The sequence below is a fragment of the Amycolatopsis sp. NPDC000009 genome (assembly GCF_055563465.1).
On the sequence record NZ_JBVHDI010000011.1, the window covers coordinates 171957 to 191782 of the forward strand.

Here is a 19826-nt window from a genome sequence, read left to right on the forward strand (position 1 = left end):
TCACGGAACGCCAAATCAGCACAGGCGCCACAGAAACCTCAGGCCTCACAGCCAGCGCGCGTGAAGGCCCCCTTCCCTCGGCTCAGCCGAGGAAACTCGACCTTCACACCTTCCCCAAGTACCTGAAGGCCCCCTTCATGTACTTCAAGCATTGAGAGGACTAACTGCATCAAAGGACCACGTCCACAGTGGCCACCCGGTTCATCGCACGACGTGTTCGTACGCGCACTTCAGGTCGTCGACCCGGCCCGGTGGCGCGACCAGCGGCCCCTTCGCCCAATCGCAGCCGAGTTCGTGCAGGACCTCCAGCTGCCGCGCGGTTTCGACGCCTTCGGCGACCACCACGAGGTCGACGGCGTGCGCCATCGCCATGATCCCGGCGACGATCGGCTCGGCGTCACTCGACCTGCCGAGATCGGCCACGAACGAGCGGTCGATCTCGATCACGTTCAGATCGAGGCGGCACAGCTGGGCGAGCGAGGAATACCCGGCACCGAACCGTTCCGCGGTCACCCGCACACCGGTCTTCCGCAGCGCGTCGACCGCGTCGGCCGCGTCCTTCAGCGCCGTCTCGTCGACGTCGAGGCTCAGGTCCTGCGGTCCCAGCCCCGCGGCCTCCAGGGTTGTCTGAACCACTTGCAGCAACGCGGGATCGCCCAGTTGGCGGACCGAAAGACTCACATTCACATTACAGTGCACACCATGATCGGCACGCCATCGAGAGATCTCGCGGGCGGCCTTGGCGAGGACCTCCGCCCCGATGACCGTCATGAGATCGCCTTCGTCGGCGATCTCGGTCAATTCCGCCGGATCGATCGGTCCGCGTTCCGGGTGATCCCACCGGGACTTCGCCTTCACCGCGACCATGGCACCGGTCCGCAAATCGACGACGGGCTGATAAACGGTCTCGACCAGGCCTTCGGCGACGGCGTTGCGCAGATCCTGCTCCAGCGCGAAACGGTTTTGTACTCGTTTCCGCATGATCGGCGCATAGAACGCATAACGGCCGGGCCCGAATGTCTTCGCCTGATACATCGCCAGATCGGCGTCTTCCAGCAATTCGTCGGCACTGCGCCGATCGCCCGGTTCGGCGATCACTATTCCAATACTCGTATTTATATGCAGTTCTCGGCCGTGCACGGTGAGCGATTCGGCGAGCCGCCGCTGAAGATGGTCGGCCAGCGCCCGCACCTCGGCGGCTTCGGTATAACCGGTGGTGATGACCAGGAACTCGTCCCCGCCGAGCCGTCCGACCAGGTCGGCGGGCCCGGCGGCGGCCCGCAGCCGGTCGCCGATGATGCGCAGCACCTGGTCGCCGACGGTATGACCGAGCGAATCGTTGATGATCTTGAACTTGTCGAGGTCGATGAACAGCACGGTGGTCGTATGCGCCGGGTCGGCGTTCGTGCGGCGCAGGTGGTTCAGCGCGAGCGTGCGGTTCGCGAGCCTGGTCAGCGGGTCGTGGGTGGCCTCGTAGGCCAGCCGCTCGCTGATCGCCCGTCGCTCGGTGATGTCCGCGAAGGACGTCAGCACGGACGGCACGCTCTGCCCTGGCGCCATCAGCGGGCCGGAGGTCAGCGAAAGCCATCGGTGCGCGCCGTCGCGCCGCCGCACCTGCACGACCCGGCCGGTCTCGACCCTCCCGGACCGCCGCACCCGCGCGGACGGCAGATCGTCGACGGGCACCGGCACGCCGTGCTCGTCGTGCAGCCGCAACGTCCGGCTTTCCAGGCCGACCAGGGAGCCCGGCGGCACCCCGGCGATGCGGTGCGCCGCGGAATTCGCCAGCTCGATCCGTCCGCCGGGGCCGACCAGCAGCACTCCTTCGTCGAGCGTCTCGACGACGGTGGCGAATTCGGCCTCGGCCCGGCGCTGCGCGGTCTCGTCGGCGCACAGCAGCACGTAACCGTCGAACATCTCGGCCGCCGAGACCCGCACCGCCAGCGCGGTTCCGTCGGCGCTGTAGTGCGTGGCCTGCACGACACCGCCCGCGGCGACGACCTGCCGCGGGCTCATCGGCGCGCCGACGACCTCGGCCACCGGAACCCCGATGACCTGGTCGAGATCATGGCCGTACACGGCCTCCGCCGCCGGATTCCAGCTGGTCACCAGCCCGTCGGGAGACGTCGCGATGATCGCGTCGCTCGCGTGGCCGACCAGCGCGGCCTGGAACCGCAGACCGGCCTCGGCCGCCTTCTGCGTGGTCAGGTCGCGCATGATCACCTGATACGCGGGTTCACCCTCCCACGTCGTGAGCACCGCCTGCGATTCGACGGTGACACGCCCGCCCTGCAGGGTCCGCAGCGTCATCTCCGTCGGCTCGCTGAACGAGCCCGGCGAGACCAGCGAACCGATCCGCGCCAGCAACGCGTCCTGCGAGCCGGCGTCGACCAGATCCGTGATGTGCATCCCGATGATCTCGGTCGACACGTTCGCGCCCACGAAGCGCATCGTGGCCGAGTTCACGAAGACGACTTTGCCCCGCTGATGGACACAGATCCCGTAAGGACTCGCCTCCACCATCGTGAGGTATTGCGTTCCCAATGCGCCGCCGTCGGAATTTTGCTCCAAAAGGCGGTACCCCTGACCGAGAAAGGCGAGCGCGGGTTCGCCGCGCTGATCCCTCTCGGCGGACAACTCGGTCAGCAGACGGACGAGCGAAGCGTGCCGGTGAGGTTTTCCCACCGTGCGGGTCGCGGTGCCGTTCGCTGGCGAGGAATCCTGATCCGAGGGCCGGTGGGTGTCGGGAGTCCCACCGTCGAGATCGTCAGGATCCATCTGATCCAAACCCCCTACTCGACTGATGTAGCTTCCGATTAGATCACTAAATCGACGTAGCCGTCCTCCCCGGACAGCTGTTCGGTGCGGCTATTCCACCCCAGCGTTGACTGAATGTAGTTGAAGGGAAACACGTGCGGAGCAAAACAGACATCTGCGGCATCGGCGCCGTAACCGCCTACGGCTGGGGGCGCGAAGCACTGTGGGAGGGCCTGGCGAGCGGCGTCCCCTGCGCCCAATTCGCCGACGGCTTCGGGGAAACCCCGGACCAGCCGGGCTGGGTCGCCCACGTCCCCGAGGGCGGACGGGCCAGAGACGGCAGCCTGCACGCGCGCGCCCTGCTCGCCGCGGCACGGGAAGCGATCGAAGACGCCGGAGCGCGGGGCTGGACGCCAGGCCGCCGGGTCGGCGTCATCTCCGGCGGCGTCCGCGAGGACCTGCGCACCTGGGACCGGCTCACCGAGATGGGCGAGCAGCTCATGTACCGGCGCGAATTCATCGGCATGATGCCCTCGACCCCGATCGCGACCCTCATGTCGGAGTTCGGTTTCCACGGCCCGTCCATGGCCACGTCCGCCATGTGCGCGACCGGCAGCGCCGCGGTGCTCACCGCGAAGATGTGGCTGGACGCCGGGATGGCCGACGACGTGGTCGTGGTCACCACGGATCTGTCCGCGACCAGGCCGATGGTGCGCAACTTCGTGCACTGCGGGGTGGCGATCACGGACGTGCCCCCGCTCGACGCGTGCCGTCCTTTCCAAGAGGGCACAAGGGGTTTCACCTTCTCCGAGGCCGCGGTCGCGGTGGTGCTGACCCAGCGGAAGACCGAGTCGTACGCGACGCTGCGAGGCGGCGCCATGACGCACGAAGCGCACAACGCGATGGCGCTCGACCCCGATCCGGCGAACGCGGTCGCGGCGGTGACCGGTGCGCTGGAGAACGCGGACGCCGCACCGTCCGACGTCCGCTACCTGAACGCGCACGGGACGGGGACGAAACTCTGCCACCGCACGGAATCCCAGATCCTCGAAGCGGTCTTCCCCCGGGAGACCGAGATCTACTCGATCAAACCGCTGACCGGGCACAGCCAGTCGGGCAGCGCGCTGACCGAGATCGCGACGATCTGCCTCGCGGCCGAGCGGGATCTGGTCCCGGCGCCGAAACCGGTGGCGGACGGGCATGCGCAGCTGATGGACGGGCCGTCCCGGCCGGAGAGCGGGCTCACCGTCAAGACGTCGATCGGGATGGGCGGCTACGTCGCGGCTGTCGTGTTGGAGAACGCCTAGCGAGCAATTCGATAACACACCGTCTCAACGTCGTCACGAGCTGTCAATATGTAGCGACAGCGCACTGAGCACGGAGGCGACCATGGGCCCGCGAACGGCGACCGACAACCTCGTCCACAACTACCTTTTCCTGCGGCGTGCCATCGGTTTCCTCGGCATCGGACTGCCCTTCGTGCTGATCTTCGGGAAGCTGCTCGTCGACGGCGGCGGCCTGCTCAACTCGATCAGCGGGTACTACTACTCGGGAATGCGGGACGTCTGGGTCGGTGTCATGTGCGCCATCGGCGTCTTCCTGTTGTCGTATCGGGGTTACGGCCGGGTCGACGACATCGCCGGGAACATCGCGGCCGTGGCCGCCGTCGGGGTGGCGCTCTTCCCCACGACCCCGGCGAACGGCGACCGCACGGACGAGATCATCGGTTTCCTGCACCTCGGCTTCGCCGCGGTCTTCTTCCTCACCTTGGCGTTCTTCTGCATCGTGCTGTTCACCAAGTCGGACAAGGAAATCCCCGGCGCCCGCAAACCCGAACGGAACCGGCTGTACGTCGCCTCCGGCGTGATCATGCTGGTGTGCCTGGCGTTGATCGTGCTGTGCGGGCTGGTCTTCGACGAGCTGACGAAGGATCTCTACCCGGCGCTGTGGCTCGAGTCGGTCGCGATCCTCGCGTTCGGTGTCGCGTGGCTCACCAAGGGCGGGACGCTGCTGCCGGACAAGCCGGTGACGGCGGGGACCCGGGTGACCGCCTGACCTGCGCCGCCGAAGGTAAAGGAACCTTTGCCATCGGCCGGGTCGTTGACGCCTTATGACCGATCGCATCGCATTCCGCCTCGGCCACCGCGACCTGCTGGTGGTCGCGGGGATTCCCGGGGCCGGCAAGACCACCCTGCTCTCCCGGGCGGCGACCGGCGCCCTCCCGGTGCTCGACTCCGATCAGGTCCGCGCGCGGCTGCGCGAACGGCTGCCGCCCGCGCTGCCGTACCGGTTCTACCGGCCGGTGGTCCACCTCTGGCATCGTGCGCGGGTCGTCCGGTTCGCGCTGGCCGACGGCGGCCCGCTCGTCGTGCACGAGCCCTCGACCAGGGCGACGACCCGCGGGCTGCTGGCCGTGCTCGGCCTGGCGAGCCGCCGCCCGGTCCGGCTGCTGTGGCTCGACGTCACCCCGGAGGACGCCCGCGCGGGCCAAGTCGCGCGCGGGCGCGTCATCCGGCGGCACTCGTTCGCCCGCCACGTCAAAAGGGCCGAGAAGGTGCGTCGTGACCTGCGCGACGGCTGGGTGCCGTCGGGCTGGCACAGCGCGCGGATGGTGACCCGCGAGGTCACCGGCGCGCTCCGATTCGTCTCCGAGGAGGAGCCGGGAAGAGACCGCTCAGGCGACGTCCGGCTCCTTCGCGTCGAGCGGCCCGCGACACCCGCTGTCCGCGCCGGCTAGCGGTTCGGGCTCGGGTTCGTCGGCGGGCACGGGACGGTTCGGGTGCGGGTTCAGCGGCGTCCAGCGGATGCGTACCGGCATCGTCGTTCGTCCTTTCCCTCTTGACCGGGATACGGATACGACGAGCGATCGGTTCAGATACCCACGTAGTTCTCGGCGAAGAAGTCTTGGTGCGCACGGGAAACCCGCAGGCTCTCCAGCCGCGCGTCCCGCAGTGCCCGCTGGAAGACGGCCTCGTCGTCGTATCCGGCGGGGCCGTGCAGAAGGTTGATCATCCAGAGGGAGAACTCCTGCGCGCGCCAGATCCGGGGCAGGCAGTCGGCGGAGTAGCGCTCGAGTGCCGTCGTGTCCCTCTCGATGAGGGCTTCGATCAACGCGTGCGCGAGGATCTCGGCCTCCATCAGCGCGAGATTCGCGCCCTTCGCCGCGGCGGGGCTGATCAGGCTCGCCGCGTCCCCCGCGAGGAACAGGTTTCCCCGCTGGATCGTGTCCATCACCCGCGACGCCATGTCCACGATCCGGCGCTCGATGATGGCACCGCGTTTGAGCTCGCCGTAGCGATCGGCCCGCATCCGCAGGTGCAGTTCGTCCCAGATCCGGTCGTCTTCCCAGTTTTCGGGGTCCTCGCCGCGCGGTACTTCGAGGTAATACCGCGTAACCGTCGACGTCCTGGCCATATGCCCGGCGAATCCGCGTTCGTGGATCGCGTAGCCGATCGCGGACATGCTCGGCGGCGCCTCGGCGAGAATCGCGAGCCACGAGATGTCGTGGTCCCGCCGGAAGACCCGGGCGGGCACGGATCTCAGCGAGATCCCGCGCCTGCCGTCGCAACCGGCGATGTACTTGGCACGCAAGAGAAGATCGTCGGCGATGACCGTCGCGTCCATCCCCGACACCGAGCTGACCTCGGCCCCGAACCTGATCTCCCCGCCACGGGCGAGGAATTCCGCGATCAAGTCGGTGACCAGGAACTGCTGCGGGTAGACGGTGTGCACCTCGCCGTTCCCGAGTTCGCTGTACCTGAGCTCGAATTCGGCCTGATCATTGCGAAAGGCACAGGTGTCGTGCCTCAGGCCCTTTTCGAGCAGCCCGTCGGCGAGCCCGTTCTCGGTGAGCACGCGGACACTGTTCGCGGCGAGAAAGCCAGCCCTGGCCCGGTTTTCGACATGCTCCCGGCTCCGGCGCTCCAGGATCACGCAGTCGATTCCGGCGGCCCGCACCAGGTTTCCCAGCACGAGCCCCGCCGGACCGGCCCCCACGATCACCACGTCGGCATCGATCTTTCTCACGAAAGCCCCCAGTACCTTCGCCCGCCCCCAGTGCGGTCCAAGGTACACAAAACGCCGTGGCGCCGTGGGCGTTCAGTCCTCCCGGGCGCGCGCCCTCGCCCTGCGTTTCCCTTCGTGCATCGCCACGACGCGGGCGATCGGGATGGTGTGCCCTTGCTCGACGAGGTCGGCGGGCAGCGTCTGCGGTTCCGGCATCGACTCGGCCCACGGATCCTTGTCCCCGAGGAGCCCCGGCGCCGTGTGGACGGTGAAATCGGCGGGGACCACGTTTTCGAGTTCCGTCCAGGCCACCGGGAACGACACCGTCAGCCCCGGCCGCAAGCGGGGGCTGTACGCCGCAGCGACCGTGTTCCCGCCCGCCCGCGTCGAATCGAGGAACACCTTCCCCTCGCGGTCTTCCACGATGTACGCGGTCGTCGCGACCGCCGGGTCGACCTGTTCCGCGCGGGCGGCGAGGGCGCGGGTCGCGGCCGCGACGTCTTCGAAGCCTTGTCCCGGCGTCAGCGGGACGAAGATGTGCACGCCCTTGGAACCGCTGGTCTTCACCGCCCCGGCGAGCCCGGAGTCGGCGAGGGCCCGCCGCACCAGCATCGCGGCCTTCACGACGTGCGCGAAATCGTCTCCCGCCGGCGGGTCGAGGTCCAGCACAAGGTGGGTGGGGCCCGCGTCGACGTCCGCGGTCATCAGCGTCGGGTGGTATTCGACGGCGCGCTGGTTCGCGAACCACAGCAGCGTCCGGCGGTCGTCGCAGAGCGCGTACGACACCTGGCGTTTCGACGTCTCCGCCCACATCCCGTACCGCTTGACCCAGTCGGGCGTGTACTTGGGCAGGTTCTTCTGCATGAACGGGTCCTGGCCGCGGAGGATGCGGATGACCGAAAGCGGCCTGTTCTCCAGAACCGGGAGAATGCGGTCCGCGACGGCGTCCAGATAGTCGACCAGGTCGCGTTTGGTCGCCCCCTCGGACAACGGCTGGTCGAGGTTGGTCAGCTTGACGCCGTCACGCTCCTCATCGCTCATGAGGTGAGCGTTGCACAAAAAATCTCGTGAGTGGTAGTGACGGCCTCACTACCACTCACGAGAGTCGGCACCTAGCTGATGTTGGCGTCGATGCAGGCGTAGAACGCGTTCGCCGTGTCGTAGACGTTCCAGCGGGCGAGGATCTTGTGCCGCCCGCTCTGCTGCAGGTTCACGCTGTGGGTGACCGTGGCACCCGGCTGCGCGCCACCGTCGTTGAAGCTGGCGACCTTGGCGCCGTCGACGAAGTACTCCCAGGTGCTGGTGCGGTGGCGAGCCGTCAGCGTCCACCGGAACGTGGTGGTACGGCCGAGGGAATGCACCTTCCAGCCCTTGCTGTCGTCGTTGAGGTCCGCGAAACGGCCGACGCCGCCGTTACAGCTCATGAGCCCCTTGGGGCCCTCGACGCTTTGCGGCTCCCATTTGATGGAACCACAGGAAACGGTGTTCTGCGCGCACTGCGCCTGCCTGCTCGCAGGCGAGGAAACGTAACCGTGCGCGCTGGCGGTGCCCGCCGGGATCGCGACCAGGGCCGCCGGCACCATCGCCGCACCGGCCGCCAGGGTCAAAAGCCGTCGTTTGAAGCTCATGCCTACCCCTTTCCCATCTCTACACCCACCGCGGACTCGAGATTTCTGGGTCACAGCGAGCGAAATACCAATGAAGGTCGGGACACATCCGCCGAAACGCCGAGCGAGCGAATGTGGTCTAGACCATAATTGGTTCAGACGACTCGGTCAAGAGTAACCAACCGGGCACTTGGAGTCGTGAAGATCGAACAGGGGTTGTCAAGCCGGACGTTCAGCCCGCACCCAAACAGACGAACGGTCGCCGGAACGGATCAACGGCGATGGTGTCCGCCAAGGCCGTCGCCGGTCCGGCCCCTTCGGCGAGTCCGCGGTGGTAATCGTCCATCGCGGCCGCCGCGGCCTCGTCACCGACTCGGCTCAACGGCGCGATCACCGTCCGCGAACCGCTCGCGAGCAACGCGCTGGCGAAACCGAGCACCTCGTCGCCGGGCCGGATCCGGTTCAACGCCAGCTCACAGGCCGCGAAGACGACTTGCGCCGGAGGCTGCGCGAGACCGGCCATCTCGTGCGCGAAGAGCGCGCCGTCGGCCAGTTCCAGCCGGGAGAACAAGGCGTTCTCGGGTTCGTGCGCGCCGTGCGCGGCGATATGCGCGAGCTTCGCGCCGTCCAGCGCGCGCAAGACGGAGGACACGGTCGCGTCGGGTCCGGCCAGCGTATGCGCGGCCCGGTAATGCGTGGCGAGTTTGTCCAGCTCACCCCTGGTCCCGACGAGGCCGGGCCCGCGGACCAGGACCACCTTCCGCGCGCGGGGCATCGCCGAGCGCTCCGCGCCCAGCCACGCCGTCGCCGAGGGCGCCACGACGATCGGCCGCGACCGCAGCGCCGGCAGCACCCCCCAGGGAACGGCGAACAACGGGCCGGTCGGCACGACCACCAGACCACGGTCCCCCAGCAGCGCTTCGAGCGGCCGGATCAGCTGGTTGTCCAGCCGTTCGGCCTGTTTGCGCGCCGAAGCCAGCACCGACCGCACCAACGGCGCCGGCAACCCGTCCGGAGCGAGGGCGTCGAGATCGATGTTCAGCGTCCGCGCGGACTCCGCCGCCCGCTCGGCCGAACCGAGCCGCACCAGTGCGCACCGCCCGCCGACGACGACCATCGCCACCAGGTCGTCCCCCGACGACGCGAAACTCACCAGCGCGCGTTCGCCCAGTTCCCCGGCCACCTCCGCGAGCCGCGCGACCGGCCGCGGCCTGCCCCAGCGCCCGGTATGCCAGCCCAGCCGATGCGCCTCGCGCAACCGCTCGGCGTGCTTCGAACGCAAGGCCGCCGTCGGATGCCCGTCGTGCTGCGCCTGGTGGATCGCCTGATCCAGCCCCCGGAGCTCACCGACCCGCTCGGCGAGCTCGGGATCGGCGGCCACGACGGGTTCGTACCGGTAACTCTGGGCACGGGTCCGCTCCGTCCAGCCGAACAGCCGGGCCGCGTCGGCGCGCTCCAGCACGATCTTGACGGCCAGATCCGCCAGCTCCCTGCCGTGCAGCGCCGTCCCGGACAGCAGCTCGATACCGCCCATCCGATCGCGGACGCGGTCGAGTTCGGTGAGCCCGGCCCGGATCTCGGCCAGCGCCCGGCGTTTGTCCCCCTCGGCCACCGCGAGTTCCGCGCGGCAAAGCCTGCGCAACATCCGATAGTCGACGGAGGTCAGCCGCCCCGGCCGCGGAATCCACTCGAGCAGCTCGGCGGCACGCTTGCGATTTCCCTTGCGCAGCTCGACCCGGACGGCCAGCATCCGCGCCAGCGCCGCCTGATCGGCGAGCCTCGGCATCGGCATCCCGTTCGCCGCGCGCAGCGCGCGTGACGTCAACGTCGGCGGGATGATGTTGGTGCGCAAGGCTTCCTGCACGTCGGCACGGAGGCCGACGATGGTCGCGTTGGCGACGCAGGTCTGGCAGCCCCACCGCAGCATCCGGCGGCGTGCGGACGCGGCGTACGAACGGGCGAGTTCGAGATCGTCGCTCATCAGCGCCGCCGACGCGCGGAAGAGCTCGCCATACGCCAGCTCACGGGTGACCGTCCGTTGCGCACGCATCACTGGAAGCGCCTCGTCGAGAAATCCACCCGCCTCGTCGGAGAGGCCCGCGGTCAGCAACGCCTGCGCCTGATCCAACCGCAGCAGCGGAGGAACCTCACCTCTCAGGGATCGGTAGATCCGCTCACTTTCCTGATAGAGCCGCAGGGCGGCCGGGACATTGCCGATCCTGAGCTCCAAGGAGCCCAAGGGCCTTCGGACATCACCGGCCGTCAGGCGCAGACCATGCCGGTCGGCCAGCGCGATCGCTTCGACCAGGTCTTCGCGAGCTCGCCTGACATTACCCAGCCTGGTGAATGCGAGACCTCGCGTCGCCATGGTGTTCACCAACGGGTCGAGCTGCGAATCCCGGTCTTCGGCGGTCTCGAGGCTTTTCTTCTTGTGCACCAACGACGAGTCGAAGTACACGATGCTCTCTTCATTCCGCCCGGCGGCCATGAGCAGCAGGGCGTAGTTGTGGTCCACCGAGCCGCTCAGTTCGGCCCGAAGCGCAGGGTCGGGTACGGCTTCGAGCAGAAGCCTGACGTCGTCCAACCCGGCCAGGCCCGCGGCCACCCCACCACTGGCCTCCGAGGAGAGCGCGGCGAGCGAGTTGGCCAAGCGAATCCGCACCACAAGCCAGTCGGAACGGTTTTCGCCCTCGACCGGATGAATCGAATCGAGCAACGTCATTCCGCGGCGAAGCAGCCGGTAGCCCTCGTGGGAGCGTGCCGCACACGCCGCATCGACCCCTGCCCGGTGGAGGGCGCGGGCCTCGCGGATGACCTCGGCTTGAGCTGACTCCGTCACAACCACAGGTCTATGACAGCACAGTCCGTAGCCGGAGGAAGCCCGCCCTCGGGCTTTGCCCGATCGGGCGGGCCAGAACTCCCGGCCGATATGACCTCAGGAAGTGGGCGGGGGCGTCTGGATACAGCCACCACCACAATCGAAACGAGGGTTTCGATTGTGCTCACAATCGGGGCCGTGCTGGTGTTCTCCCTGGTCGGGCCTGGGCTGGGCCGGGTCGACCGGCTCCTCTTCGCCGATGGGGTCCTTGACGTCCGTAGGCGTCGACATTTGACGATCTCCTCCCCTGATGATCTTTCTTTGTCGTAACCAGGCAGCCTCGATTTACGACGGCCCCCTCTGTCGCAGGCCCTCTTCCTGCGAACGGGGCAATAGTGCCACAACGGAGCAGTGATCGGGAGTTTTTACCTACACTGAGTCATCGTCGGCACCCGAACGAGGGACGCCTATTTAGCGAGCCTCACGACCTCCGCCGAATGGCCGCACCGGCCCGCGAGCGTGCGGCGAATCGAGCTCATGCCACTGCGCCATCCGGCCTAAGATCCAAAACTTCTTGCGACACAAGGGTTTCCGACCGAAGAACCGGGGAACTCACGGCCTGTCGGGGGTTGACCGGCGAAACATCCGGAGGAGATAACGATGCCCACGTGGTTGGTCATCATCATCGTCATCGCCGCGATCCTTGTGGTGGGCGCGGCCGCTTGGTTCGTCGTCGCGGAACAGCGCAAGCGGCGATTACGAGAGACGTTCGGACCGGAATACGACCGTGCGGTCGAGGAACACGAAAGCCCGAGGGAAGCCGAACGTGAGCTTTCGTCGCGGGTGAAACGACATTCGGATCTCGACATCCGTCCGCTGCCCGAGACCACAAAGGACCGGTACGCCCAGGAATGGGCGCTGATCCAGGAACAGTTCGTCGACCGTCCGTCCGGCGCCGTAGTCGAAGCGGACCGGGTGCTGGTCTCCTTGATGGCCGAGCGCGGCTACCCGACCGAGGGGTACGACCAGCAGCTCGCGGATCTGTCCGTCCGGCACGCCAACGCGTTGCGGCACTATCGCGCCGGACACGACACACTGGTGCGCCACAAGGAATCCGAAATGTCCACAGAGGACATGCGCGAAGCGATGAAGCACTACCGCGAAGTGTTCGAAGAGCTGTTGACCGATGCCGGCGAAGGAGCGGAAAGCCATGGAAAGCAGGCCCCTGGAAACCGAGGGAACGGAACGCGTCGCGGGGACGACGGATCGGCCCGGCGAGGAACTGACCGCTGACGGGCAGGCTTTGAGCACCGAAGACCTGGTGGCCACCGAACCCGAGCGCACCGACGAGGACGAGGCGCAGACGTTGTTCGCCGACGCCGACGTCGACCGGTTCCGCGACAGCTGGCAAGGCATCCAAACAGCCTTTGTGGACGATCCGCGGCGGGCGGTCAAGGAGGCCGACGAGCTCGTCGCCGTCGTGATCCAGAACCTGGCCACGACGTTCGCGGACCACAAGAAGGAACTCGAATCCGCGTGGAGCCAGGGCGAACCGGCGACCGAAGACCTCCGGATCGCGCTGCGCCGCTACCGGTCGTTCTTCAACCAGCTGCTGAGCGCCTGACCAAATGCCTCGTAAGCGGTCCAGTACATGCGCACCCGCTGGCGCTGATGGCGCGCGTTTGGTCGACTGCTTGCGGAAGTGGTCCGGGTTCAAGCGGGCCAATAGATACCTGGGACACGGTCGTCTTGACGACCCGAAACGCCTGCCGCGGACCAGCGGCGCCCGGGTGAAGGGGACTTTCCCCGCATCGGATGCGGGGAAAGTTCCCTTCACCCCACCCGGTTTCAGGCGCCGGTGGTCGATCCGGGTCGCACGATCATCAGCACCGTCACCACGACCCAGAGCAGGTTGAACATCCCCGTGTACATCGCCACCCGCCCGGCCGTGACCGGCTCCGACGGCGGCTCCGCGCCCAGCGCGGCGAGGATCGCGTTCTGCCCCGGCAGGACGAGCGACGCCAGCACCCCGGCGGCGGCCGCGGTGAGCACGATCGACACGATCACCCACATGTCGCCGAAGACCCGCATGCTGCCCGCGGTCGCCAGTCCGAAGAACGGCACCGCGATCCCGAAGACGGCGTAGACCCGGCAGATCCGGTTGAGCGCGCGAAGCACGGACAGTCCGGAACCCGGTTCGGCGAAGGCTTTGCGCGCGGCGGCGGGGAACATGCTCGCCGCGACGGTGACCGGACCGACCGCGATGACGGCGGCGAGCACATGGAGGATCAAGAGGACTTTCGACACGCCACCGAGCCTATGATCGTCAACCCGGCCACCGGTACCGGTGTTTTCGACAGATGTCGCAGGATTCCGGCCATCCGGCTACGTCCGCCGACGTACGCGCGGTGCCGCCTGTGAACGGATGTGGTGACGGCCTCTCCCGGGACACCATTCGAAACCATGAACCTTCCCGTGGACACAGACGAACTCACGAAACGGTACGGCGAGCAGCTCGCCGTCGACCGGATGAAGCTGACCGTGCTGCCCGGCGAGATCTACGGCTTCCTCGGCCCGAACGGCGCGGGCAAGACGACGACGTTGCGGATGCTGCTGGGGCTCGTCCGGCCGACTTCCGGCAGCGTCCGGCTGTTCGGCAGGCCACCCGGCGATCTCGACGGTGTCGGCGCCCTGATCGAATCGCCGGGCTTCTACCCGTATCTGTCCGGATCGGACAATCTCAAGGTGCTGGCCCGGTACAGCGGAACGGATCCGCTCCGCGTCGGCGAAGTGCTCGCGATGGTCGATCTCGCCGATCGCGGCAAGGACCGGTACTCGACCTACTCCCTCGGTATGAAGCAGCGGCTCGGTGTCGCCGCGGCGCTGCTGAAGGATCCGCGATTGCTGATCCTCGACGAGCCGACCAACGGGCTCGACCCGGCCGGGATGGCCGACATGCGGGTGCTGATCCGCAGGCTCGGCGCGGAGGGGTGCACCGTGCTGCTTTCGAGCCATCTGCTGGGCGAGGTCCAGCAGATCTGCGACCGGGTCGGCGTCGTCTCGCGCGGGCGGCTGATCGCGGAGAACACGGTGGCCGAACTGCGCGGCGGCACGGTGCTGCACATCGAAACCGACGACATCATGCGCGCCGCGGACCTGGTGCGGCACTGGATCGGCGCGGAGAACGTGCGCGCGAGCGGGACCGGCCTGGACCTGACCGTCGACCCGGACCGCGCGTCGTGGCTGAACCGCGAACTCGTCACGGAAGGGGTCGCGGTGCGCGAACTGCACGTCCGCGAACGGGATCTGGAACAGGTGTTCTTCGAGCTCACCGGAGAGGTGGCAGGTCATGTGGGGTAGCTGCACCGCCGAGCTGGCGAAACTCGTCCGGCGTCCGGCGAACTGGTTCATGCTGGGGATCGCGGTCGTACTCGGGCTGACCTTCACCTACCTGCTGCCGCTCGCGGGCGCGGCGGGTTCGTCGAGCGGGGCGCCGGGGACGGACCGCGGGCTGGCCGCGACCCTTCCGGCGAATCTGGTCGGCAACTCGATCGGCGGGCTGCCGGTGTTCCTCGGGGCGATCCTGCTCGTGCTCGGGGTGCTGGCCGTCGGCACCGAATACGGGTGGAGCACGTGGAAGACCGTGCTGACACAAGGTCCTTCGCGGCTGACTGTCTACAGTGGAAAGCTGTTCGCGCTGGCCGTCGCATCACTGACGGTCGTGCTGACGAGCTTCGCGACCGGCGCGGTCACGAGCGCGCTCATCGCCTCGTCCGAGGGCGAGCCGATGAACTGGCCGTCGTTCGGCTCGCTGCTGACGGGGATCGGCGCCGGCTGGCTGATCGCGATGACCTGGGCGGCACTCGGCGCGGCGCTCGCCATCGCGATGCGCGGGGTGGCGCTGCCGATCGGGCTGGGCCTGGTGTGGCTGCTGGTGATCCAGAACCTGCTGTTCGGCGTCGCGGCCCCGCTGGTGGACTGGGTCGGCACGCTCCAGCTGGCGCTGCCGGGAGCCAACGCCGGTTCGCTGGCCGCGTCGCTGGGCGCCTCGGGCGCGACGCCGGGCATCGGGGAACTCGTCGGTGTCTCGCAGGCGACGCTGGTCGTGGCCGGCTACCTGGTGGTCTTCGCCGGGCTCGGCGGCTGGCTGCTGCGGCGCCGGGATGTCCTCTGAAAGTCCGTGAAGGCCTCCTTCCCTACCCTCAAGGTAGTGAAGGAGGCCTTCACGGACCGCTAGGCGAGCGCGTCGAGCTCCGCGACGACGTCCGCCGGCAGCTCGAGTTTCGCGGCGGCGACGTTCTCGTGCAGGTGCAGCAGCGACGACGTACCCGGGATCAGCAGGATGTTCGGCGACCGCTGGAGCAGCCACGCGAGCGCGACCTGCATCGGCGTCGCGCCGACCCGGCGGGCGCAGTCGTCGAGGACACCGGACTGGAGCGGCGTGAACCCGCCGAGCGGGAAGTACGGCACGAACGGGATGTTGATGGCCGCGAGGGCGTCGAGGAGGCCGTCGTTGGCACGGTTCGCGACGTTGTACTCGTTCTGCACGCAGACGACCGGCGCGATGGCGCGGGCTTCCTTGACCTGTTCCGCCGAAACGTGGCTCAGGCCGAGGTGCCGGATGAGTCCCTGCTGCTGGAGCTCGGCGAGCACCTCGAACGGCTCGGTGATCGAAACCGGGATCGGGAAGACGCCGTGCTCCCCCGCGAGCCGCAGGTTGACGACGTCGAGCACGTCGAGGCCGAGGTTGCGCAGGTTGTCGTGGACCGCGGAGGTCAGCTCCTCGCGCGAAAGGGCCGAAGGCCAGCCCTTGTCCGGAGTCCGCTTCGCGCCGACCTTCGTGACGATGTGCAGGCCGTCCGGGTACGGGTGCAGCGCCTCGCGGATCAGCTCGTTGGTCGTGTGCGGACCGTAGAAGTCGCTGGTGTCGATATGGGTCACCCCCAGCTCGACGGCCTCGCGGAGGACGGCGATCGCGGTTTCGCGGTCGCTCGGCGGCCCCCAGATGCCGGGGCCGGACAGCCGCATGGCGCCGTAGCCCATCCGGCTCACGGTGAGATCGCCGAGGGTGAGGGTGCCGCCTGGGCTCATGGTCGCTCCTTGTGCAAGTGGGTTCGGCTCACCTTATGCAGGCTCGCCCGTCCTGGCGCGTGCGGGAAGGGAGCAAGGGACCTTTGCTACCACTCGGGGCTCTGACCTGCGCGAACGGCCAGACCCACCAGCTGGTTCGCCAGCCCTTCGGTGAGCCCGTCGACGAACAACGCGTGGCCGGCGGGCATCCCGCGCTCGGCCATGACCGTCGCCACGGCCTCCCCTGGGTTCGCGTAGGGCCACAGCCCCGCGACGAGGATGAAGACGGCCTTCGCGAAGTACCCGGCCGCTTCGGCGTCCAGCGGGGCTTGGGCGCGGACGAGGCCGGCGAGCCGTTCGGTCCGTTCACCCGCCCGGGTTTTGAACGTCCGGGCGGTCTCCACGGAGATGTTGCGTTCGAGCACGGCGGCCATCGTGCTGATCAGCTCGCACAGCAGACGCTGCCGCGAGATCGACGTCGCGATGACGGCCGCGACACGCTCGTAGCCGGGGCCGTCGAGGGCGTTCAGTTCGCCTTCGAGCTCGTCGAGCCACGAGACCCAGACCGAGTCGAGGACCTCCAGGAAGACCGCCTCGCGGCTGTCGAAGTACCGCAGCACGTTCGACTTCGCCAAGCCCACCCGGTCGCTCAGTTCTCGCAGGCTGATCCGGGAGACGGGCCGCTCGGCCAGGAGTTCGCGCGCCGCACCGAGGATCGCCGCGCGCCGGGCCTCGACCTGTTCCGGCCGCCGGGCGCGCTGGAAGTCGGGGGCCACGCGCCGCACGGTACCAGACCACCCGGCTGTTATTCGGTCTTCGCGGCTCTCCTGGCCTGCACCCGCTTGTAGCTCCAGATCAGCAGCGCGAACAGGATGAGCCCGGACAGGATCAGGCTCGACCCGGTGCTCCAGCCCCCGAGCGGCAGACCCGGCACGAGTCCCCAGACGATCCCCGCGGCCAGCAGGCCCAGCCCCGCCAGCACCGAACCCGCGATGCGCAGCGGCGACGAGACGCTGTCCTCGGCCGCCTTCATCGCCCTGTCGCGGATCGGATCGACGTACTTCTCCACCACGGGGAACTCCGAGGCCAGTACGAGCAGGCCCGCGAGCACGAGCAGCAGACCGGGTCCGGGCAGCACGAGGAGCGCGATGCCGACCAGCAGCAGAACGCCGCCCGCGATCAGGATCAAGACCTGCTTCACGGGTTTTCCGATGCCCACCGTCTTCTCCTCGCCGTCGTCCCTTTCGTCGATTGTGCCGGTCGCGCCGGGAACGCGCTGGTCCTGACATGGTCTGTTTCTGCCGAACCCGTTCGTCGGGGTGATGAACAGTTCAGCCCAAGGAGGACAGATGCGCTACATGTTGCTGATCTGCGGAAGCCCGTATCCCGGCGCGGACGACAGCGAAGACTCGCTGGACGAGAAGACGCAGGCGTGGGTCGACGAGATGACCGCTCGCGGGGTCCGGCTGTCCGGCAGCAGGCTCCGTTCGGCGGCCACCGCGACCACCGTCCGGCACCGCGACGGGGAACTGCTCGTCTCGGACGGGCCGTTCGCGGAGACGAAGGAACAGATCCTCGGCTACGACCTGATCGAGTGCGCCGACCTCGACGAGGCGATCGAGGTCGTGTCGAAGCATCCGGTCGCCGAGTTCGCGACCATCGAGATCCGGCCGCTCTGGGCGACCCCCTGAAGCGCGTGAAGGCCCCCTTCCCTCGGCTGAGCCGAGGGAAGGGGGCCTTCACGCGCAGATGCCGCTTCTGACCTGCGGAGTGGTAGCAAAGGTCCCTTGCTCACTCCCCCGCGCGCAGCAGCTGCTCGAACGGCACGAACCCGCTGTCCGGAGCCGCGCTCGCCCCCTCCGCCGACAGCCGGGAGGCGAACTCCCGCCCCGCCCGCGAAGCCCGCGTGTCGAGATCCCCTGGAGACGCCCAGTCCGACGAAGCCGCGTACACCGCCGTCGCGACAGGCTCAGCGCGAAGGTAGGCGAAGAGCGGGCGCAGCGCGAAGTCGAGCACCAGCGAATGCCGTTCGGTTCCGCCGGTGGCACCGATCAGCACGGGCTTCCCGTCAAGCGCCTTCTGGTCCAGCACGTCGAAGAACGACTTGAACAGTCCGCTGTACGACGCGGTGAACACGGGCGTCACGGCGATCAGGCCGTCCGCGGCGGTCACCGTGTCGATGGCCGTCCGCAGGGCGGGCGACGGGAACCCGGTCAGCATGTTCTTCGTGACGTCGACGGCCAGGTCGCGCAGTTCGATCACCTCGATCCGCACGTCCGGCAGCACCGAACGCGTGGCCGCGGCGAGTTTGTCCGCGAGCAGCCGCGTCGAGGACGGCTGGCTCAACCCCGCGGTCACCACTGCGATCGTCGTCATGCCAGCACCTCCAACCGGGAAGCGTGGGTGGGAGCCTCGGGCACGTGCGCCGGGCGGAGCGAGTCGAGTTCCTTGCGCAGCACCGGAATCACGTGCTCGCCCAGCAGGTCGAGCTGTTCCAGCACGGTCTTCAGCGGCAGCCCGGCGTGATCCATCAGGAACAGCTGACGCTGGTAGTCGCCGAAGTGCTCGCGGAAGGTCAGCGTCTTGTCGATCACCTCTTGCGGGCTGCCGACGGTCAGCGGCGTCTGCTCGGTGAACTCCTCCAGCGAAGGCCCGTGCCCGTACACCGGCGCGTTGTCGAAGTACGGCCGGAACTCCCGTACCGCGTCCTGCGACTTCGGCCGCAGGAACACCTGGCCGCCCAGACCGACGATGGCCTGGTCCGCCTTGCCGTGCCCGTAGTGCTCGTACCGCTCGCGGTAGAGGTTGATCAGCGCCTGGAAGTGCTCCTTCGGCCAGAAGATGTGGTTCGCGAAGAACCCGTCGCCGTAGTAGGCGGCCTGCTCGGCGATCTCCGGGCTGCGGATCGAACCGTGCCACACGAACGGCGGGACACCGTCGAGCGGCCGCGGTGTCGAGGTGAACTCCTGCAGCGGCGTCCGGAACTTGCCGGACCAGCTGACCACGTCCTCGCGCCACAACCGGTGCAGCAGGTGGTAGTTCTCGATGGCCAGCGGAATGCCCTGGCGGATGTCCTGCCCGAACCACGGGTACACCGGGCCGGTGTTGCCGCGCCCCATCATCAGGTCGACGCGGCCGTCGGCCAGATGCTGCAGCATCGCGAAGTCCTCGGCGATCTTCACCGGATCGTTCGTGGTGATCAGCGTGGTCGAAGTGGAAAGGATGATCTTCGACGTCCGCGCGGCGATGTAGCCGAGCATCGTCGTCGGCGAAGAAGGCACGAAGGGCGGGTTGTGGTGCTCGCCGGTCGCGAAGACGTCGAGGCCGACTTCTTCGGCCTTGAGCGCGATGCGCACCATCGCCTTGATCCGCTCGTACTCGCTGGGCGCCTCCCCGGTGGTCGGGTCGGTCGTCACATCGCCCACCGTGAAGATTCCGAACTGCATGACCTGCTCCCTGGGCCGGGGTTACGTTGCTTGAGCGTTCAACCTCACGCGCGCGAGAAGTATTCCAGACCATCGGCGCGAGCTGAAAGGGTGACTTGATCGGCCCGGGAAGTGGCCGCGTCC

At 68.1% G+C, this 19826-nt stretch carries 19 protein-coding genes; 8 read left to right on the plus strand and 11 right to left on the minus strand.

What is annotated here, in order from left to right; all coding sequences use genetic code 11:
• Positions 1 to 201: 201 nt before the first annotated feature.
• Entirely contained in the window at positions 202 to 2778 is a 2577-nt protein-coding gene (locus ACZ3HL_RS27085) for a sensor domain-containing protein (protein ID WP_465419921.1), read from the minus strand.
• Positions 2779 to 2912: 134 nt separating this feature from the next.
• On the opposite strand from ACZ3HL_RS27085, the gene ACZ3HL_RS27090 reads away from it, so the two are divergent.
• From ACZ3HL_RS27090 to ACZ3HL_RS27100, 3 genes are all read left to right on the plus strand, one after another.
• A complete protein-coding gene (locus ACZ3HL_RS27090; protein WP_465534539.1) occupies positions 2913 to 4064 on the plus strand; it encodes a beta-ketoacyl synthase N-terminal-like domain-containing protein in 1152 nt (383 codons plus the stop codon).
• A gap of 82 nt (positions 4065 to 4146) precedes the next feature.
• Positions 4147 to 4812: a DUF998 domain-containing protein gene (locus ACZ3HL_RS27095; protein ID WP_465419917.1), complete on the plus strand. Its 666-nt coding sequence runs from the start codon at positions 4147 to 4149 to the stop codon at positions 4810 to 4812.
• Positions 4813 to 4867: 55 nt separating this feature from the next.
• The gene (locus ACZ3HL_RS27100; protein ID WP_465534540.1) at positions 4868 to 5494 is read left to right on the plus strand and encodes an AAA family ATPase; all 627 of its coding nucleotides are present in this window, start codon (positions 4868 to 4870) and stop codon (positions 5492 to 5494) included.
• A gap of 134 nt (positions 5495 to 5628) precedes the next feature.
• On the opposite strand, the gene ACZ3HL_RS27105 is transcribed toward ACZ3HL_RS27100, so the two are convergent.
• The 4 genes from ACZ3HL_RS27105 to ACZ3HL_RS27120 form a co-directional block, all read right to left on the minus strand.
• Complete coding sequence (locus ACZ3HL_RS27105) at positions 5629 to 6783, minus strand: 4-hydroxybenzoate 3-monooxygenase (RefSeq protein ID WP_465534541.1); 1155 nt, start codon at positions 6781 to 6783, stop codon at positions 5629 to 5631.
• A 72-nt stretch (positions 6784 to 6855) separates the two neighbouring features.
• Complete coding sequence (locus tag ACZ3HL_RS27110; protein ID WP_465534542.1) at positions 6856 to 7803, minus strand: DNA polymerase domain-containing protein; 948 nt, start codon at positions 7801 to 7803, stop codon at positions 6856 to 6858.
• 71 nt (positions 7804 to 7874) lie between these two features.
• Positions 7875 to 8390 carry a lytic polysaccharide monooxygenase auxiliary activity family 9 protein gene (locus ACZ3HL_RS27115; RefSeq protein WP_016331699.1) on the minus strand — a complete coding sequence of 172 codons (516 nt, stop codon included), beginning with the start codon at positions 8388 to 8390 and terminating at the stop codon, positions 7875 to 7877.
• A 211-nt stretch (positions 8391 to 8601) separates the two neighbouring features.
• On the minus strand, positions 8602 to 11091 hold the full coding sequence (locus ACZ3HL_RS27120) for a CHAT domain-containing protein (RefSeq protein WP_465534595.1): 2490 nt from the start codon (positions 11089 to 11091) through the stop codon (positions 8602 to 8604).
• Between the two features lie 756 nt (positions 11092 to 11847).
• On the opposite strand from ACZ3HL_RS27120, the gene ACZ3HL_RS27125 reads away from it, so the two are divergent.
• Entirely contained in the window at positions 11848 to 12480 is a 633-nt protein-coding gene (locus ACZ3HL_RS27125; protein WP_465419909.1) for a hypothetical protein, read from the plus strand.
• 10 nt (positions 12481 to 12490) lie between these two features.
• On the plus strand, positions 12491 to 12811 hold the full coding sequence (locus ACZ3HL_RS27130; protein WP_465534543.1) for a hypothetical protein: 321 nt from the start codon (positions 12491 to 12493) through the stop codon (positions 12809 to 12811).
• 224 nt (positions 12812 to 13035) lie between these two features.
• On the opposite strand, the gene ACZ3HL_RS27135 is transcribed toward ACZ3HL_RS27130, so the two are convergent.
• Positions 13036 to 13494 (minus strand): hypothetical protein, encoded by a 459-nt coding sequence (locus ACZ3HL_RS27135; RefSeq protein ID WP_465534544.1) that lies wholly within the window; start codon positions 13492 to 13494, stop codon positions 13036 to 13038.
• Positions 13495 to 13650: 156 nt separating this feature from the next.
• Here ACZ3HL_RS27135 and ACZ3HL_RS27140 point away from each other — a divergent pair, with 156 nt between their 5' ends.
• Both ACZ3HL_RS27140 and ACZ3HL_RS27145 read left to right on the plus strand, forming a co-directional pair.
• A complete protein-coding gene (locus ACZ3HL_RS27140) occupies positions 13651 to 14547 on the plus strand; it encodes an ABC transporter ATP-binding protein (protein WP_465534545.1) in 897 nt (298 codons plus the stop codon).
• Complete coding sequence (locus ACZ3HL_RS27145) at positions 14537 to 15361, plus strand: ABC transporter permease (protein ID WP_465534546.1); 825 nt, start codon at positions 14537 to 14539, stop codon at positions 15359 to 15361. Before ACZ3HL_RS27140 ends, ACZ3HL_RS27145 begins: the two co-directional genes overlap by 11 nt.
• A 59-nt stretch (positions 15362 to 15420) precedes the next feature.
• Here the strand turns inward: ACZ3HL_RS27145 and ACZ3HL_RS27150 are convergent, their stop codons facing one another.
• The 3 genes from ACZ3HL_RS27150 to ACZ3HL_RS27160 form a co-directional block, all read right to left on the minus strand.
• Entirely contained in the window at positions 15421 to 16278 is an 858-nt protein-coding gene (locus ACZ3HL_RS27150; protein ID WP_465419899.1) for an oxidoreductase, read from the minus strand.
• An 86-nt stretch (positions 16279 to 16364) separates the two neighbouring features.
• The gene (locus tag ACZ3HL_RS27155; RefSeq protein ID WP_465534547.1) at positions 16365 to 17042 is read right to left on the minus strand and encodes a TetR/AcrR family transcriptional regulator; all 678 of its coding nucleotides are present in this window, start codon (positions 17040 to 17042) and stop codon (positions 16365 to 16367) included.
• A gap of 20 nt (positions 17043 to 17062) precedes the next feature.
• Positions 17063 to 17476, minus strand: coding sequence for a PGPGW domain-containing protein (locus ACZ3HL_RS27160; protein WP_465419894.1), 414 nt, complete (start codon positions 17474 to 17476; stop codon positions 17063 to 17065).
• 130 nt (positions 17477 to 17606) lie between these two features.
• Between ACZ3HL_RS27160 and ACZ3HL_RS27165 the strand changes: the two genes are divergently transcribed.
• The gene (locus ACZ3HL_RS27165; protein WP_465419892.1) at positions 17607 to 17948 is read left to right on the plus strand and encodes a YciI family protein; all 342 of its coding nucleotides are present in this window, start codon (positions 17607 to 17609) and stop codon (positions 17946 to 17948) included.
• Between the two features lie 100 nt (positions 17949 to 18048).
• Here the strand turns inward: ACZ3HL_RS27165 and ACZ3HL_RS27170 are convergent, their stop codons facing one another.
• Together ACZ3HL_RS27170 and ACZ3HL_RS27175 are read right to left on the minus strand one after the other, a co-directional pair.
• Positions 18049 to 18633 carry an FMN reductase gene (locus tag ACZ3HL_RS27170; protein WP_465419890.1) on the minus strand — a complete coding sequence of 195 codons (585 nt, stop codon included), beginning with the start codon at positions 18631 to 18633 and terminating at the stop codon, positions 18049 to 18051.
• Positions 18630 to 19703: an LLM class flavin-dependent oxidoreductase gene (locus tag ACZ3HL_RS27175; RefSeq protein ID WP_257488901.1), complete on the minus strand. Its 1074-nt coding sequence runs from the start codon at positions 19701 to 19703 to the stop codon at positions 18630 to 18632. The genes ACZ3HL_RS27170 and ACZ3HL_RS27175 overlap by 4 nt, the downstream gene beginning before the upstream one ends.
• Between the last annotated feature and the right edge of the window lie 123 nt (positions 19704 to 19826).

What these genes read in the sequence shown, in the direction of transcription:
- ACZ3HL_RS27085 (WP_465419921.1), bottom strand. Translation starts at nt 2,778, where the DNA reads ATGGATCCTGACGATCTCGACGGTGGGACTCCCGACACCCACCGGCCC.
- ACZ3HL_RS27095 (WP_465419917.1), top strand. Translation starts at nt 4,147, where the DNA reads ATGGGCCCGCGAACGGCGACCGACAACCTCGTCCACAACTACCTTTTC.
- ACZ3HL_RS27100 (WP_465534540.1), top strand. Translation starts at nt 4,868, where the DNA reads ATGACCGATCGCATCGCATTCCGCCTCGGCCACCGCGACCTGCTGGTG.
- ACZ3HL_RS27110 (WP_465534542.1), bottom strand. Translation starts at nt 7,803, where the DNA reads ATGAGCGATGAGGAGCGTGACGGCGTCAAGCTGACCAACCTCGACCAG.
- ACZ3HL_RS27115 (WP_016331699.1), bottom strand. Translation starts at nt 8,390, where the DNA reads ATGAGCTTCAAACGACGGCTTTTGACCCTGGCGGCCGGTGCGGCGATG.
- ACZ3HL_RS27120 (WP_465534595.1), bottom strand. Translation starts at nt 11,091, where the DNA reads ATGACGTTGCTCGATTCGATTCATCCGGTCGAGGGCGAAAACCGTTCC.
- ACZ3HL_RS27125 (WP_465419909.1), top strand. Translation starts at nt 11,848, where the DNA reads ATGCCCACGTGGTTGGTCATCATCATCGTCATCGCCGCGATCCTTGTG.
- ACZ3HL_RS27140 (WP_465534545.1), top strand. Translation starts at nt 13,651, where the DNA reads ATGAACCTTCCCGTGGACACAGACGAACTCACGAAACGGTACGGCGAG.
- ACZ3HL_RS27145 (WP_465534546.1), top strand. Translation starts at nt 14,537, where the DNA reads ATGTGGGGTAGCTGCACCGCCGAGCTGGCGAAACTCGTCCGGCGTCCG.
- ACZ3HL_RS27150 (WP_465419899.1), bottom strand. Translation starts at nt 16,278, where the DNA reads ATGAGCCCAGGCGGCACCCTCACCCTCGGCGATCTCACCGTGAGCCGG.
- ACZ3HL_RS27165 (WP_465419892.1), top strand. Translation starts at nt 17,607, where the DNA reads ATGCGCTACATGTTGCTGATCTGCGGAAGCCCGTATCCCGGCGCGGAC.
- ACZ3HL_RS27170 (WP_465419890.1), bottom strand. Translation starts at nt 18,633, where the DNA reads ATGACGACGATCGCAGTGGTGACCGCGGGGTTGAGCCAGCCGTCCTCG.
- ACZ3HL_RS27175 (WP_257488901.1), bottom strand. Translation starts at nt 19,703, where the DNA reads ATGCAGTTCGGAATCTTCACGGTGGGCGATGTGACGACCGACCCGACC.